At 75.1% G+C, this 14,927-nt stretch carries 17 protein-coding genes; 9 read left to right on the top strand and 8 right to left on the bottom strand.

Annotated features, from left to right (window positions below):
• The first annotated feature begins 60 nt into the window (after positions 1-60).
• The 5 genes from ACI782_RS00195 (at position 61) to ACI782_RS00175 (ending at position 5,603) form a co-directional block, all read left to right on the top strand.
• Positions 61-813, top strand: coding sequence for an SDR family NAD(P)-dependent oxidoreductase (locus ACI782_RS00195; RefSeq protein ID WP_456904863.1), 753 nt, complete (start codon positions 61-63; stop codon positions 811-813).
• Positions 810-1,829: an S-adenosylmethionine:tRNA ribosyltransferase-isomerase gene (locus ACI782_RS00190; protein WP_456904861.1), complete on the top strand. Its 1,020-nt coding sequence runs from the start codon at positions 810-812 to the stop codon at positions 1,827-1,829. The genes ACI782_RS00195 and ACI782_RS00190 overlap by 4 nt, the downstream gene beginning before the upstream one ends.
• Before the next feature lie 196 nt (positions 1,830-2,025).
• Positions 2,026-3,975 carry an acetate--CoA ligase gene (gene acs / locus ACI782_RS00185; RefSeq protein ID WP_456904859.1) on the top strand — a complete coding sequence of 650 codons (1,950 nt, stop codon included), beginning with the start codon at positions 2,026-2,028 and terminating at the stop codon, positions 3,973-3,975.
• A 169-nt stretch (positions 3,976-4,144) separates the two neighbouring features.
• Positions 4,145-4,648, top strand: coding sequence for a phage holin family protein (locus ACI782_RS00180; RefSeq protein ID WP_456904857.1), 504 nt, complete (start codon positions 4,145-4,147; stop codon positions 4,646-4,648).
• 28 nt (positions 4,649-4,676) lie between these two features.
• Complete coding sequence (locus ACI782_RS00175; RefSeq protein ID WP_456904855.1) at positions 4,677-5,603, top strand: alpha/beta fold hydrolase; 927 nt, start codon at positions 4,677-4,679, stop codon at positions 5,601-5,603.
• A gap of 112 nt (positions 5,604-5,715) precedes the next feature.
• On the opposite strand, the gene ACI782_RS00170 is transcribed toward ACI782_RS00175, so the two are convergent.
• From ACI782_RS00170 to nth, 5 genes are all read right to left on the bottom strand, one after another.
• Entirely contained in the window at positions 5,716-6,897 is a 1,182-nt protein-coding gene (locus ACI782_RS00170; RefSeq protein WP_456904853.1) for a MarP family serine protease, read from the bottom strand.
• 3 nt (positions 6,898-6,900) lie between these two features.
• On the bottom strand, positions 6,901-7,323 hold the full coding sequence (locus ACI782_RS00165) for a plastocyanin/azurin family copper-binding protein (RefSeq protein WP_456904851.1): 423 nt from the start codon (positions 7,321-7,323) through the stop codon (positions 6,901-6,903).
• Positions 7,324-7,391: 68 nt separating this feature from the next.
• Positions 7,392-8,147 (bottom strand): NUDIX hydrolase, encoded by a 756-nt coding sequence (locus ACI782_RS00160; RefSeq protein ID WP_456904849.1) that lies wholly within the window; start codon positions 8,145-8,147, stop codon positions 7,392-7,394.
• Complete coding sequence (locus ACI782_RS00155) at positions 8,144-8,725, bottom strand: TlpA family protein disulfide reductase (protein WP_456904847.1); 582 nt, start codon at positions 8,723-8,725, stop codon at positions 8,144-8,146. Before ACI782_RS00155 ends, ACI782_RS00160 begins: the two co-directional genes overlap by 4 nt.
• Entirely contained in the window at positions 8,722-9,507 is a 786-nt protein-coding gene (gene nth / locus ACI782_RS00150; RefSeq protein ID WP_456904845.1) for an endonuclease III, read from the bottom strand. The genes ACI782_RS00155 and nth overlap by 4 nt, the downstream gene beginning before the upstream one ends.
• Before the next feature lie 149 nt (positions 9,508-9,656).
• On the opposite strand from nth, the gene ACI782_RS00145 reads away from it, so the two are divergent.
• Together ACI782_RS00145 and ACI782_RS00140 are read left to right on the top strand one after the other, a co-directional pair.
• On the top strand, positions 9,657-9,899 hold the full coding sequence (locus ACI782_RS00145; protein ID WP_456904843.1) for a hypothetical protein: 243 nt from the start codon (positions 9,657-9,659) through the stop codon (positions 9,897-9,899).
• Positions 9,900-10,076: 177 nt separating this feature from the next.
• Positions 10,077-10,751, top strand: coding sequence for a Crp/Fnr family transcriptional regulator (locus tag ACI782_RS00140; RefSeq protein WP_456904841.1), 675 nt, complete (start codon positions 10,077-10,079; stop codon positions 10,749-10,751).
• Between the two features lie 183 nt (positions 10,752-10,934).
• Here ACI782_RS00140 and ACI782_RS00135 read toward each other — a convergent pair whose 3' ends face one another.
• The 3 genes from ACI782_RS00135 to ACI782_RS00125 all read right to left on the bottom strand — a co-directional run bounded on the left by ACI782_RS00135 (position 10,935) and on the right by ACI782_RS00125 (position 12,511).
• Positions 10,935-11,726 carry an NUDIX hydrolase gene (locus tag ACI782_RS00135; protein ID WP_456904839.1) on the bottom strand — a complete coding sequence of 264 codons (792 nt, stop codon included), beginning with the start codon at positions 11,724-11,726 and terminating at the stop codon, positions 10,935-10,937.
• Positions 11,727-11,856: 130 nt separating this feature from the next.
• Positions 11,857-12,330 (bottom strand): RidA family protein, encoded by a 474-nt coding sequence (locus ACI782_RS00130; protein ID WP_456904837.1) that lies wholly within the window; start codon positions 12,328-12,330, stop codon positions 11,857-11,859.
• Positions 12,331-12,337: 7 nt separating this feature from the next.
• Positions 12,338-12,511, bottom strand: coding sequence for a hypothetical protein (locus tag ACI782_RS00125; protein ID WP_456904835.1), 174 nt, complete (start codon positions 12,509-12,511; stop codon positions 12,338-12,340).
• A gap of 155 nt (positions 12,512-12,666) precedes the next feature.
• Here ACI782_RS00125 and ACI782_RS00120 point away from each other — a divergent pair, with 155 nt between their 5' ends.
• Both ACI782_RS00120 and ACI782_RS00115 read left to right on the top strand, forming a co-directional pair.
• Positions 12,667-13,659 (top strand): ArsA-related P-loop ATPase, encoded by a 993-nt coding sequence (locus ACI782_RS00120; RefSeq protein WP_456904833.1) that lies wholly within the window; start codon positions 12,667-12,669, stop codon positions 13,657-13,659.
• Complete coding sequence (locus tag ACI782_RS00115; protein ID WP_456904832.1) at positions 13,656-14,924, top strand: ArsA family ATPase; 1,269 nt, start codon at positions 13,656-13,658, stop codon at positions 14,922-14,924. Before ACI782_RS00120 ends, ACI782_RS00115 begins: the two co-directional genes overlap by 4 nt.
• Positions 14,925-14,927 lie beyond the last annotated feature (3 nt).

Below are 14,927 nucleotides of genomic sequence, written 5' to 3'. Positions count from 1 at the left end.
GCAATTGAAGTCGACTTTCAGTATTGACCTCAAGTCGACTTCAGGTACCACCGTGGCGACATGACTCGCACCGCACTCGTCACCGGAGCGTCCCGCGGCCTCGGCGCCGCCCTCACCCAGGCCCTCGCCCGGCGCGGCTGGCGCCTGGTCGTCGACGGCCGCGACCCCGACCGCCTCGCGACGGCGGTCGCCGCCCTGCCCCGCCCCGACCTGGTCACCGCGGTCCCCGGCGACGTCGCCGACCCCACGCACCGGGCCGCCCTCGCCGCGGCCGTCGGCGACCGCCTGGACCTGCTGGTCAACAACGCCAGCGAGCTCGGCCCCACCCCGCTCCCCCGGCTCGCCGACCTGCCGCCGGCAGCGCTGGAACGCGTGCTCGCCGTGAACACCGTCGCCCCGCTCGCCCTGCTGCAGGCGGTGCTGCCCGCGCTGGAACGGGCCGGCGGCACGGTGCTCGACGTCAGCAGCGACGCCGCGGTCGAGGCCTACGAGGGTTGGGGCGGGTACGGCGCGAGCAAGGCCGCCCTCGACCAGCTGACCGCCGTCCTCGCCGTCGAGCACCCCGCACTGCACGTCTACGCCGTCGATCCCGGCGACATGGCCACCGACATGCACCGCGCCGCCGACCCCGACGCGACCGGGCTGCCGGCCCCGGACACCGTCGTCCCCGCTCTGCTGCGGCTGGTGGATGCGGCCTCCCTGCAGGGTCCCACCGCGAGCCTGCGAGCGGCGGGGGGCAGCGAGGTCCTCCAACTGCCCAGCGGGCGCTACCGGGCCGCCGAGCTGGCCGCGCCCGCGGAGGCCGGCCGGTGAGCGCCGTCGCCATGGGCGCCGAGGCCACCGCGCCGCCCGAGCACCGCGGCCTGGCCCGCGACGAGGTGCGGCTGCTCGTCGTCCGGCCCGGGGACCTTCGCGACGCCGTCTTCCGCGACCTGCCCGAGCACCTCGAGCCCGGCGACCTGGTGGTTGTCAACACCTCGGCGACGCTGCCGGCACGGCTCGACGTCCGCCGGGCCGACGGCACGACCGTCCCGCTGCACGTCTCCACGGAGCTCGACGGCGGTGACTGGGTGGTCGAGGTCCGCCGCCCGGACGGCGACGGGCCCGACCGCGGCGTGGAGCCGGGCACCGCGCTCGACCTCCCCGGCGGGGTGCGGCTCCGACTGCTCGCCGCGTTCCCGGACCCGGCCCGGCCCTCGCGGCTGTGGCGGGCCCGCCCCGAGCCGCACGTCGACCGGGTGGCGCACCTGCGGCGGCACGGGCAGCCGATCCGCTACGGCTACCTCCGCACCGCCCCGACCCTCGCCGAGGCGCAGAACGTCTACGCGACCGAGCCGGGCAGCGCGGAGAACGCCAGCGCCGGGCGGCCGCTCACCGACCGGCTGCTCGTGCGGCTCATGGCCCGCGGCGTGCCGGTCGTCCCGGTCGTGCTGCACGCCGGGGTCTCCAGCCCCGAGCTGCACGAGCCGCCGGCGCCCGAGCGCTTCGGCGTCCCGGGGGTCACCGCGCGGCTGGTCACCGCCACCCGGGCGGCCGGGCGGCGGGTCGTCGCCGTCGGCACGACCGTCACCCGGGCCCTGGAGACCGCGACCGGCGAGGACGGCGTCACCCGGGCCGCGTCCGGCTGGACCGACCTCGTGCTCGGCCCCGACCGCCCCGCCCGCGCGGTCACCGGCCTGGTCACCGGGCTGCACGCGCCCGACGCCAGCCACCTGCTGCTGCTCGAGGCGGTCGCCGGGCGGGGACTCGTCGAGCGGGCCTACGCGCACGCCGCCGCCGGCCGCTACCTGTGGCACGAGTACGGCGACACGATGCTCTTCCTGCCGTGAGCGGAGGGCGGCGACGCAGGAGATCTGCGCCGCCACCCTCCGGTGCGCGTCGGCGCGGCCGCCCGGCTCACGTCCGTGGCGCCCGGCGCCGTGCCGCAGCCACGGTGCACGGGGCAGACGCGGGGCGGCCCCGGACCATACGGTGTGGTGGGGAGCACGTCGCGCCGTCGCGGCGTCGGACACGCAGGAGGTAGTCGTGAGCGAGACGACCGAGGTGGAGGGCCGCCGGTTCCCGGTGCCCGAGCAGCTGGCCGCCCAGGCCAACGTGGGTCCCGACGTCTACGAGGAGGCGTCACGCGACCGGCTGGCGTTCTGGGCGAAGCAGGCCGAGCGGCTGACCTGGGCGCAGAAGTGGGACGAGGTCCTCGACTGGAGCAACCCGCCCTTCGCCAAGTGGTTCGTCGGCGGCAAGCTGAACGTCGCGTACAACTGCGTCGACCGGCACGTCGAGGCCGGCCACGGGGACCAGGTCGCCTACCACTGGGAGGGCGAGCCCGGCGACACCCGGACGATCACCTACGCCCAGCTGAAGGACGAGGTCTGCAAGGCCGCCAACGCGCTGACCGAGCTGGGCGTCCAGGCCGGCGACCGGGTCGCCATCTACATGCCGATGATCCCCGAGACGGTGTTCGCGATGCTCGCCTGCGCCCGCATCGGCGCGGTGCACATGGTCGTCTTCGGCGGGTTCTCCCCCGACGCCCTGGCCAGCCGGATCACCGACGCCGGGGCGCAGGTGGTCGTGACCGCCGACGGCGGTTACCGCCGCGGGGCGCCGAGCGCGCTCAAGCCCAACGTCGACGAGGCGCTGACCAGGACCGAGGGCGTGCGCAGCGTCGTCGTCGTCCGGCGGACCGAGCAGGACGTCGAGATGACCGAGGGCCGCGACGTGTGGTGGCACGACCTCGTCGACCGGCAGTCCACGGAGCACACGCCCGAGGCGTTCGACGCCGAGCACCCGCTCTACATCATGTACACGTCGGGGACGACGGCGAAGCCGAAGGGCATCCTGCACACCAGCGGCGGCTACCTGACCCAGGTCAGCTTCACGCACTGGGCCAGCTTCGACCTCAAGGCCGACACCGACGTGTTCTGGACGGCCGCGGACGTCGGCTGGGTGACCGGCCACAGCTACATCGTCTACGGGCCGCTCTCCAACCGGGCCACGAGCGTCATGTACGAGGGGACGCCGGAGACCCCCCACCGCGGCCGCTGGTTCGAGCTCATCGAGAAGTACCGGGTCTCGATCCTCTACACGGCCCCCACGGTGATCCGGACCTTCATGAAGTGGGGCGAGGACATCCCCGCCGGCTTCGACCTGACCAGCCTGCGGCTGCTGGGCTCGGTCGGTGAGCCGATCAACCCCGAGGCCTGGCTCTGGTACCACCAGAACATCGGCGGCGGCCGCTGCCCGATCGTGGACACCTGGTGGCAGACCGAGACCGGCGCGCACATGGTCAACCCGCTGCCCGGGGTCACGAACCTCAAGCCCGGCTCGGCCCAGACGCCGTTCCCGGGCATCTCGGCCAAGGTCGTCGACGACGAGGGCCACGAGCTCGGCGACGACACCACCGGCCTGCTCGTGCTCACCGAGCCGTGGCCGTCGATGCTGCGCACCATCTGGGGCGACGACGACCGCTACGTCGACACCTACTGGTCGCGGTTCGGCAAGGACGTCTACTTCGCCGGGGACGGCGCCAAGAAGGACGCCGACGGCGACATCTGGCTGCTGGGCCGGGTGGACGACGTCATGAACGTCTCCGGCCACCGCATCTCCACCACCGAGGTCGAGTCCTCCCTGGTCGCCCACCCGGCGGTGGCCGAGGCCGCGGTCGTGGGCGCCAGCGACCCGACCACCGGGCAGGGCATCGTCGCCTTCGTGATCCTCCGCGGCAGCGCGGAGGACTCCGGTGAGGACCTGGTGAAGGAGCTGCGCCTGCACGTGCGCAAGGACATCGGCCCGATCGCCAGCCCGCGCCAGATCATGGTCGTGCAGGAGCTGCCCAAGACCCGGTCGGGCAAGATCATGCGCCGCCTGCTGCGCGACGTCGCCGAGAACCGGGAGCTGGGTGACGTCACCACGCTCACCGACTCGTCGGTGATGAACCTGATCAAGGAGAAGCTGCCGGCCTCGTCCTCCGACGACTGAGATCGGCGGGGGCCCTGCAGGGGGCCGCGCCGGGGAGGGTCTCCCCCTCCCCGGCGCCCCGGTCGGGGGACTCGGGGACGCGCGCCCGGTGATCATGGGGCACCATTCCCCCAGGTGGACTGCCCGCCGGGCGGCCCCACAGTCGCCATCGACCCCAGGAGGTGCCCCCGTGGCCCACAGCGCACCGTCGACCCCGTCCCTGGGCCGGCCCGCCGGCGCGGAGGAGCCCTCCATCGGCGTGCTGGTGCAGAGCGCCATGGCGGACGTGTCGACGCTGATCCGCAGCGAGATCGAGCTGGCCAAGGCCGAGGTCGGGCGGTCGGCGAAGAAGGCCGGCGTCGGCGCGGGCGCGTTCGGCGCCGCCGGCGTCCTGCTGGGCGTCTCGACGGTCTTCCTCTTCATCACGATCGCCGAGTTCCTCACCTGGCTGGGCCTCCAGCGCTGGATCTCCTACCTGATCGTCTGGGCGTTCTTCGTCCTGCTGGCCGCGATCGCCGCCGTGGTCGGCCGCGGGCAGATGAAGAAGATCGAGAAGCCGGAGCGGACGATCGAGACGCTGCGCGAGCTGCCGGCGGTCGTGCACCGCGAGGCCCCCGGCGAGCGCCGCCGCGACGTGCCCACGGTGAGCAACGGCCGCGTGCAGCTGCGCGGCAGCGACAACTACCGCGTCTGACCGGGGCCCGCGCCCGGCGCACCCATCGGTGAGCGCCCCGGAGGAGGAGCCGCCCGACGCCACCAGCGTCCTGCTGCCCGGTCCCTGGACGCACCGCGACCTGTCGGCCAACGGCGTCCGGCTGCACGTCGCCGAGGCCGGCGAGGGGCCGCTGGTCCTGCTGCTGCACGGCTTCCCCGAGTTCTGGTGGTCCTGGCGGGCCCAGCTGCCCGCGCTGGCCGCGGCCGGTTTCCGCGCCGTCGCCCCGGACCTGCGCGGCTACGGGGGCAGCGACAAGCCGCCCCGCGGCTACGACCTGCCGACCGCGGCCGCCGACGTCGCCGCCCTGGTGCGCGCCCTCGGTGAGCGGGACGCCGTCGTCGTGGGGCACGACTGGGGCGGCCTGGTGGCCTGGACGGTGGCCGCCCTGCACCCGCGCAGCGTCCGCCGGCTGGCCGTGCTGTCCATGGCCCACCCGCGGATGCTGCGTGCCGCGCTGCGCGACCGCACCCAGCGCCGGGCGCTGCGGCACATCGTGGGCTTCCAGCTGCCCCGGCTGCCCGAGCGGCGGCTGACCCGCGCCGACGACGACCCCGTGGCCGAGCTGATGCGCCGCTGGGCCGGGCCGGGCTGGACGTCGACCGCCGACTTCGCTGAGGCGGTGACCCGCTACCGGTCGGCGGCGCGCATCCCGCAGGCCGCGTACGGCTCGATGGAGTACTTCCGCTGGGCCGGCCGCTCCCAGGTGCGCCCCGACGGGCTGCGCTACGCCCGCCGGATGGCCGCGCCGGTGACCGCCCCGACGCTGCAGCTGCACGGGGCCCTCGACGCGTACGTGCTGCCGTCGTCGGCGCGCGGCTCCGGCCGCTACGTCGCCGGCGCCTACGAGTGGCGGGAGCTGCCCGGCGTCGGCCACTTCCCGCACGAGGAGGCCCCGGCCGCGGTCAGCGCCGCCCTGGCCGACTGGGCCCGCTGAAGAAGGACCCCCGGAAGGACCCCGTCCTCCTCACCGCTCGCAGGCTCGCGGCGAGCCTCCGGACGGGCCACGAGCCCTCGCAGGCCCGGGGCGGTGCCCTGGACGGGGCCGCCTACTCACACGGACCGGTGGCGACCTCGGCGGTGGCCGTCGTCCCGGCCGTGACCGCCTCGGCGACCTGCTCGTTGGTCAGGGCGTAGCCGGTCTCCGGGTCGTCGATCGCCGAGGCGAACACGACGCCGAGCACGTGGCCCTGGTCGTCGAACAGCGGCCCACCCGAGTTGCCGGCCCGCACCTCGCCGAACAGCTGGTAGACGTCACGGACCACGGTCTGGCTGTCCCGGAAGTCCGGCCCGCTGATGTCCCGGCGGTCGCGGATGCGGGCCGGGCCGACGAACAGGTCGCCGCCGCCGGGGTAGCCCATGATGATCGCGTTCGCGCCGGTGCCGACGGGCGCGGGCGCGAAGGTCAGCGGCACCTGCGGCAGCCCGGGGACGGCGAGCACCGCGACGTCGGTCTCCTCGTCGACGTAGACCGGGGTGGCGCCGTACTCCTCGCCCTCCGCGGTGACCACCGGGTCGGTCACGCCGGCGAGCACGTGGGCGTTGGTGAGCACCCGCTCCCGGGCGTAGACGAACCCGGAGCCGTCGATCTGCCGCGCGCAGGACGACGCGACGCCGCTGATCTGCACCACCGAGCCCTGCACCGAGGCCACCACCGGGCTCCCCTGCAGCGCCTGGTCCGGCGCCGCGACCTCCGGGGCCTCGGTGGGCGTCAGCGGGTCGAGGACGTCGGGCAGCCCCGGCCGGTCGATCGCCTCCCGCAGCGACTCGTAGACGTTCCGGACGCCGTCGGGCACCGTGCGGTCGACCGCCTGCACCAGCGACGACTGCCGCACCTGGCCCGCCACCTCGGGGAACGGCGCGCTGGCCAGCGGGCTGGCGACCATCCAGGCGACGAGCAGCACCGCCGCGGCCGAGAGCACCGCACCGGCGATCGAGTCGACCACCTTGGCCGGCTCCCAGGTCACCCGGCGGCGGACCGCCCGGCCGACCGCCCCGGCGAGCAGCTGCCCCAGCAACGCGCCCACGAGGACCACGACCAGGGCGGCGAACACGCGGGTCACCGGGGACCCGTCGACCCGGTCGGCGACCGTCCCGGACAGCTGCGCGCCGAGCACCGCGCCGCCGAAGAACCCGAAGAACGAGGCGGCGGAGACGATGAGGCCCTGCCGGAAGCCGGAGAAGGCGAACGCCAGCGCGAGGGCGATGATGACCAGGTCCACGAACGACATCGCCTAACCGCTCACCGTCATGGTCCCGACCTGTCCGAGCTGGGTGTGGAAGCTGCACTCGAAGCCGTAGTCGCCGGGTGTGGTCACGGTGAACTCGATGGTGCGGGACTCCCCCGGCGCCAGCAGCGGGATCTCGGGGTCGATCTCGGCCGGCCCGGCACCGGGCGTGAAGCGGAAGTTGTGGGTCAGCTGCTCGGCGACGTTCACCACCGTCAGCCGCACCTGCCCGGGCACGACGGTGAACCGGTCCGGCGTGAACACGTAGTCGTCCTGCGTCTGCAGGGTGACCTCCTGGACGCCGTCGGGCGCGGTCGTCACCGTCCCGGCCGCGGTCCCGGCGGCGGACGACGACGCCGGCGGCGCCGCGGCACTCCCGCCGTCCCCACCGCCGCACCCGGCGAGCAGGACCACTCCGGCAGCGACCACGGCGGCCTTCCTGCAGGGGCCCGCCGCGAGCCTGCCATCGGTACGGGGCAAGGAGGTCCTTCTGCCGCTCATCGCGGGGGAACCGTACGCGTCGCGGGCCCGTCGGGCGCGGGATCGGCGACCGTCGGCGCGGCGTCGTCCTCCTCGGCGGGCTCGAACGTCCCGGGCAGCTGCGGCCGCCGCGCGCCGAGGACCGGCAGCGGGCGGACGTCGGAGGCGTCCCACGGCCGGGCGAGGCCCGCGGCCTCGAGGATCGCGTCGAGCAGCGCCGCGGTGAACCCCCAGACGACCATGCCCGCGACCCCGAACGCGGGGCCGACGAAGCCGGAGGAGTGCCGGGTGCGGAATCGGTTGGCCGGGTCGACCAGGTCGGCCAGCGGCACCCGCGCCACCCGGGCCACCTCGCGCGGGTCGCCGACGGTCACCTCGCGCGGGTCGTCCCACCAGCCGACGACGGGGACGACGAGGTTGTCGGACCGCCCGAGGAACAGCTCCGGCAGCGTGGCCAGCACGCGGACGCCGTCCGGGTCGATGCCGGCCTCCTCCTCGGCCTCCCGCAGTGCGGTGCCCACCGGGTAGTCGTCGCCGGGGTCGGCGCCGCCGCCCGGGAACGCCGGCTGGCCGGCGTGCGTGCGCAGGTGCGCGGCCTTCTCGATCAGCAGGACGTCGGCGCCGCGCGGGCCCTCGCCGAACAGGATCAGCACCGCCGAGCGCCGGGCGGTCGCCGTCGGCCGGGGCATCCGGTGGCGCAGCGGCAGGTCCTCGGCGGACTCCAGCAGCCGGCGCAGGTAGCCGGGCAGCTCGCTGTCCTCGGCGGCGCTCACAGCTGCACCCCCAGGTGCTCGGCCACGAGCCCCTCGAGCTCCGCCAGCGAGGTGACCGGCCGCAGCTGCAGGTGCGCCACCGACCCGTCGGCCCGCAGGAGGTAGGTGTAGGGCAGCCCCCGCAGCCCCTGCTCGATCGCGAGGTCGCCGTCGGCGTCGACGCCCGTGGGCATGCTGATGCCGGCGTCGGCGGCGAACGAGCGCCCGTTGCTCGCGGGGTCCTGGCTGACCAGGCCGACCACCTTGACCCGGTCGCCGGCCTCGTCGGCCAGCTGCTGCACCAGCGGCAGCTCCTCCCGGCAGGGGCCGCACCAGCTGGCCCAGAGGTTGACCACCGTCGGCAGGCCCTGGGCGCGGCCGAAGGCCAGCTCGCCGCCACCGAGGCAGTCGACGGTCACGTCGGCGAGCACCTCGCCCCCGGACGCCGGCTGGTCGGGCTGCTCGGGACACGGCGCGGTGGTGTTCTCGACCGGGGGCTCGGTCGGCGCCGCGGTGGCGTCCGGTTCGTCGGCGGTGCAGCCACCGAGCGCCGCCGCGAGCAGCAGCGCGGCGGCCGCTCCCCTGCCCCGGCCGCTCATTCGGTGTCGGAGGCGGCCGGCGTCTTCACCAGCTTCACCGCCACCTCCGGGTCGGTCGGACCGATGCCGTAGGACGGGCACCAGCGGGCGAGGCCGCAGGCGCCGCAGGCCGCCTTCTTGGCGTGACAGACCCGGCGGCCGTGGAAGATCACCCGGTGGGAGAACATCGTCCACTCCCGCTTGGGGATCAACTCCGCGACCTCGGTCTCGACCTTGACCGGATCGTCCTCCGCCGTCCAGCCGAACCTCCGGACCAGCCGGCCGAAGTGGGTGTCGACGGTCAGCCCGGGGACGTCGAATGCGTTGCCCAGGACGACGTTGGCCGTCTTCCGGCCGACGCCGGGCAGGGTCACCAGGTCCGCCATCCGGCCCGGGACCTCGCCGTCGAACCGCTCGACCAGCGCCTGGGCCAGGCCGAGCACCGAGTTGGCCTTGGCGCGGAAGAAGCCGGTGGGCTTGAGGACGTCCTCCAGGTCGGCGCGGTCGGCGCCGGCCAGGGCCACCGCGTCGGGGTACTTCGCGAACAGCGTCGGCGTGACGCGGTTGACCGTCTTGTCCGTCGTCTGCGCCGACAGCACGGTGGCCACGAGCAGCTCGAAGGCGTTGGTGAAGTCGAGCTCGCAGTGCGCGTCCGGGTGGATCAGCGCCAGCTCGCGAGCCATCCGCCGGGCCCGCCGGGTGCGCGCCAGCGGCGTCTCCTGGGGGTCGAACGGTGTGCCACCGCGCGCGGCGGCGCGCCGCGCGCGCGGGGGGACGGGGCGGGCGTAGGCGGGCGAGGACACGCGGTCGAGGGTAGGCGGATCCGCTGACGACTCCGGGTCCGTGCCATCATCGCAGCCGCCGCGGGCGGGCATCGGGTCCCGCGGGGCGGGGTACACAGGAGTGGCTGCGGGCGCCGGTCCGCCCCCGACGAGGACAGAGGAGGTACCCGGTGGTCGCCCTCATCGTCATCCTCTTCCCGCCGCTGCTCATCGCCTTCCTGCTGGTCATGGAGCGCGTGGAGGAACCGCTGCGGCGGCCGACCGGTCCGCGTGAGGTCGCGGAGTTCCTCAACACCGCCAGCCCCGGCGAGGTCGACACGCTGGCCACCTCGGGGATCCGCCGCGCGATGGCCCGGTGGCGCCGGCGCCGCGCGAGCCGCGTCCGCCGCGGGGCCGAACCGCCCGTCGTCTGAGAGACGACGTCGCTCGACGTGCGGTCGTCACCCCTCCGGGGTGCTGGCCTCCCCACTGATCGGGTGACTACGCGCACAGCCCCCTAGACTCACTGCGGACAGCGCCGCCGGCAGGCGCGCGCTCTCCGGGAGGCGCCGGTTGTCGGCGTTCCCACTGGTCGTGCGAGAGGACGCGTAGTGGACGAGGTGCTGGCCCAGTCCGGGCTCTTCCAGGGGCTGTCGGAAGAGGCGGTGGACCCGGTCGCCAGCCGGCTGGAGACCGTGACGCTGCCCCGGGGCCGCGTGGTGTTCAACGAGGGCGAGCCAGGCGACAGCCTCTACATCGTGATGTCCGGCAAGATCAAGCTGTCCCGGCGCTCGCCGGACGGACGCGAGAACGTGCTGGCCGTCATGGGCCCGTCGGACCAGTTCGGCGAGCTGTCGGTCTTCGACCCGGGGCCCCGGACGGCGACGGCGACGGCCGTCACCGACGTCAAGCTCGCCCGGATGCCGCAGTCGATGCTCCGGACGTGGATCGAGGCGCACCCCGAGGTGGCCGAGCGGCTGATGCACGTGCTGGCCCGCCGCCTGCGGCGCACCAACGACTCGGTGGCCGACCTCATCTTCACCGACGTCCCCGGCCGGGTGGCCAAGGCGCTGCTGCAGATGGCCGACCGGTTCGGCAGCCGTGAGGGCGAGGGGCTGCGGGTCAAGCACGACCTCACCCAGGAGGAGCTGGCCCAGCTGGTCGGCGCCTCCCGCGAGACGGTGAACAAGGCGCTGGCCGACTTCGTGCACCGCGGCTGGATCCAGCTGCAGGGCAAGTCGGTCGTCGTCCTCGACGAGGAGCGCCTGCGCCGCCGCGCCCGCTGAGAACCGAGTGCGACGAGGCCCCGCTCCACGCCGGAGCGGGGCCTCGTTGCGTACGGAGGTCGCCCTGCGAGGCGCTGCGACGAGTGGGGGCCGGAGGCCTCCGCGAGGAGGAGCGGGCAGGGCTCCGTGCGGGTGGGGACGGCACCTGGCCGCGGTGTCGTGCCCGGTGGCGGGCCCGGAGGGTCACGAGGGCAATGGCACGACCAGCCGGATCCGCGTGCCGTCGGGCAGCACGGCCCAGCGACCGTCGGGCTCGTCCTCGAAGGTGGGGCTGATCGGGTGCAGCGGCTCGGGCGGTGAGCCGGCCAGCGCAGCGGCCACGTCCCGGAACGGCGTCAGCTGGCCGAGGGTGTGGACGGTCGGCGGGAGCATCGGCCGGGTGCCCGCCGACAGCTCCGCCAGCGCGGCGGCCGGCGTCAGCCAGCTGGCCTCGTCGGCCTCGCCGGTGACGTGCCGGGCCTCCTGCCCGACCGGCAGCGCGGCGGCGAAGAACTTGGTGTCGTAGCGGCGCGGCTCCACCGGCGGGGTGACCCAGTGCGCGAAGGGCCGCAGCAGGTCCGAGCGCAGCGCCAGGCCGCGAGCGGCCAGCAGCTCCGCCAGGGACAGGTCCCGGTCCAGGAGCGCCTGGCGCTGGGCCTCCCAGTCGTCGCCGGAGACGTCGGGCACGACGTCGGTGCCGTCGGCCGAGCCGGCCAGCAGGACCCCGGCCTCCTCGAACGTCTCCCGGACGGCGGCACACACCAGCTCGCGGGCGATCCGCTCGTCGCAGCCGAACGCCTGCGCCCACTGTGCGGGCGAGGGACCGGCCCACGCCGTCTCCACGTCGCCGTCCCGCGGGTCGACCCCACCCCCCGGGTAGGCGGTCATCCCGCCGGCGAAGGGCATGCCTCGGGTGCGGCGCAGCAGGTACACCTCCAGCCCGGCCGTGCCGTCGCGCAGGAGCAGCACCGTGGCCGCCTGCCGGAGAGGAGACATCACGCTCGCCGCCCTGCGAGGTCGTGGCCCCGGTGTGGGGGCCGGAGACCTCCCGCCGGGACCACGAGGACACGCTCACGGCTATCGGGGAACGGCATCTGGCCGCGGTTGGAGCCCGGTAGGGCGACCATCAGCGCAGCTCGACGGTGAGCTCGACCTCGACCGGCGCACCCAGCGGGAGCTCGGCCACCCCGACGGCGCTGCGGGCGTGCCGGCCGGCCTCCCCGAACACGCGCCCCAGCAGCTCGCTGGCCCCGTTGATGACCCGCGGCTGGCCGGTGAAGCCCTCGGCGCTGGCCACGTAGCCCACCACGCGGACGACCCGGGACACCGAGTCCAGCCCCACCAGCTCGTCGATCGCCGCCAGCGCGTTGAGGCAGGCCACCTTCGCGTCGTGCGCGGCGTCCTCCGGGTCGACCGATCCACCGACCTTGCCGGTGCGGCGCAGTCCGCCGTCGACGAACGGCAGCTGGCCGGAGGTGTACACCAGCGAGCCACTGCGGACGGCGGGGACGTAGGCGGCCACCGGGGCGGCGACGGCCGGCAGCCGGATGCCCAGCTCGGCCAGCCGGGCGTGCCAGCTCTGGGTCTGCGGCGTCGTCATCGGGCGATCAGCCCGCCGGGCGCTTGAGGTACGCGACCGGCTGCTCGGGGCCGCCCGGGCCGGGGAGCACGGTGACCAGCTCCCACCCGTCGACGCCCCAGGAGTCGAGGATCGCCTTGGTGTTGTGGATCAGCAGCGGGATGGTGGCGTACTCCCACCGCACGCGGGCCGGTTCGCTCATGGACGCGACGCTAGCGCAGCCGCCCGCCCCGTCCCCGGCCCTCCCGCAGGGTCCCGCCGCGGCCGGCGTCCCGGGGCGCGTCCGGAGCCTGCGGGGGTCGGGAGGACGAGGTCCTCCTCCGGCGGGGGGTGGGGAGGTCCTCTTAGGCTGCTCCCGTGAGTTCCGAACCCTTCCCCGTGCGCTGTCACGTCGTGACCGGGAAGGGCGGGACGGGCAAGACCACCGTCGCCGCCGCCCTCGCGCTGGCACTGGCCGCCGACGGCCGCCACGTGCTGCTGGTCGAGACCGAGGGGCGGCAGGGCATCGCGCAGCTGTTCGACACCCCGCCGCTGCCCTACGAGGAGCGGCGGGTGGCGGTCGCCCGCGGCGGCGGCGAGGTGAAGGCCCTGGCGATCGACGTCGAGGAGGCCCTCCTCGAGTACCTGGAGATGTTCTACAACCTCAAGCGGGCCGGCCGGGCGCTGCGCAAGATGGGTGCCATCGACTTCGCCACCACCATCGCGCCGGGCCTCCGGGACGTGCTGCTCACCGGGAAGGTCAAGGAGGCGGTCACCCGCCGCCGCGACGGCCGGCGGGTGTACGACGCCGTCGTCGTCGACGCGCCGCCGACCGGCCGCATCACCCGGTTCCTCAACGTGACCGGGGAGATGGCCGGCCTGGCCCGCTCCGGTCCCATCAAGACCCAGAGCGACGGCGTCATGGCCGTCCTCAAGTCGCCGCAGACGGCGGTGCACCTGGTGACCCTGCTCGAGGACATGCCGGTCCAGGAGACCGCGGACGCGATCGCCGAGCTCACCGCCAGCGGGCTGCCCGTCGGGTCGGTGATCGTCAACATGGCCACCGAGCCGCTGCTGCCCGAGGACGACCTGCTCCGCGCCGCCGAGGGCCGGCTCACCGGTGCCGAGATCGCCCCCGCCCTCGCCGCCGCCCACGTGCACGACGGCCCCGGGGTGGCCGACGCGCTCGCCGCCCAGGCGATCGAGCACGCGCAGCGCTGGGCCGCCCAGGACGAGTTGCGCGACGAGGTGGAGGCGCTGGACCGGCCCACCGTGGAGCTCCCGCTGCTGCCCGGCCCGATCGACCTCGGCGCCCTGTTCGAGCTCGCCGAGCGGCTCGAGGACCACCTGCGGGCGGAGGTGGCGGCATGAGCGAGGCGACGGCGGCCGGGACCGCGCCGACGACCGAGCGCCACCACCGGCACCCGCGCCCGGCCCCGCACCCCACGCCGCAGGCCCTGCCCCTCGATCTCGAGGAGCTGATCGAGGACCGGGACACCCGCATCGTCGTCTGCTGCGGTGCCGGTGGCGTGGGCAAGACGACGACGTCGGCGGCCCTGGCCCTGGCCGCAGCGGAGGCCGGGCGCACCGTCGTCGTCCTGACCATCGACCCGGCGCGCCGGCTGGCCCAGTCCCTCGGCCTGGTGGAGCTGGACAACGAGCCCCGGCGGGTCGACGTCCCGGGGGCCAAGGGCGAGCTGCACGCGATGATGCTCGACATGAAGCGCACGTTCGACGACGTCGTGTGCGCGCACTCGACGCCCGAACGGGCCGAGCAGATCCTGGCCAACCCCTTCTACCAGGCACTCTCGTCCTCCTTCGCCGGGACCCAGGAGTACATGGCGATGGAGAAGCTGGGGCAGCTGCGCGCCGGCGAGCAGTGGGACCTCATCGTCGTCGACACCCCGCCGTCGCGGTCGGCGCTGGACTTCCTCGACGCGCCCAACCGGATGAGCCGCTTCCTCGACGGCACGATGATCCGGCTGCTGACCGCGCCGGCCCGCGCTGGCGGCCGGGCCGGGATGCGCCTGGTGGGCGCCGGGTTCCTCGTGTTCAGCCGGATCATCAGCAAGGTGCTCGGCGGGCAGCTGCTGCGCGACATCTCCGCGTTCGTCTCGGCGCTGGACACGATGTTCGGCGGGTTCCGCGAGCGCGCCACGGCCACCTACGAGCTGCTGCGCCGGCCGGGCACCTGGTTCGTCGTCGTCGCGACGCCGGAGCCGGACGCGCTGCGCGAGGCGTCCTACTTCGTCGACCGGCTGTCGGCCGAGCAGATGCCGCTGGCCGGGCTGGTGCTCAACCGCACCCACCCGCCGGCGACGACGGTGCTGACCGCGACCCGCGCCGACGGCGCCGCCGAGGAGGTCCTGGAGGCCGGCGGGGACGGCGCGGCGCTGGCCGCCGGCGCGCTGCGCGTGCACGCCGACCGGATGGCCGCCGCCTCCCGCGAGCAGCGGCTGGCCGACCGGTTCACCAGCGCCCACCCGGAGGTCGCCGTCCGCACCGTGCCCGCCGCCGCCGGCGACGTGCACGACCTGGACGGGCTCCGCGAGATGGCCGACGCCCTCACCGGACCGGACGGCGACACGCCGACGGGGGTGCCCCGGACCCGCATCCTCCCCGCGCGCCGTCGCTGACGG

The organism is Geodermatophilus sp. SYSU D00703 (genome assembly GCF_054050155.1).
The sequence above is the reverse complement of the archived record's forward strand: the minus strand, read 5'-3'. Positions and strand labels throughout refer to the sequence as shown.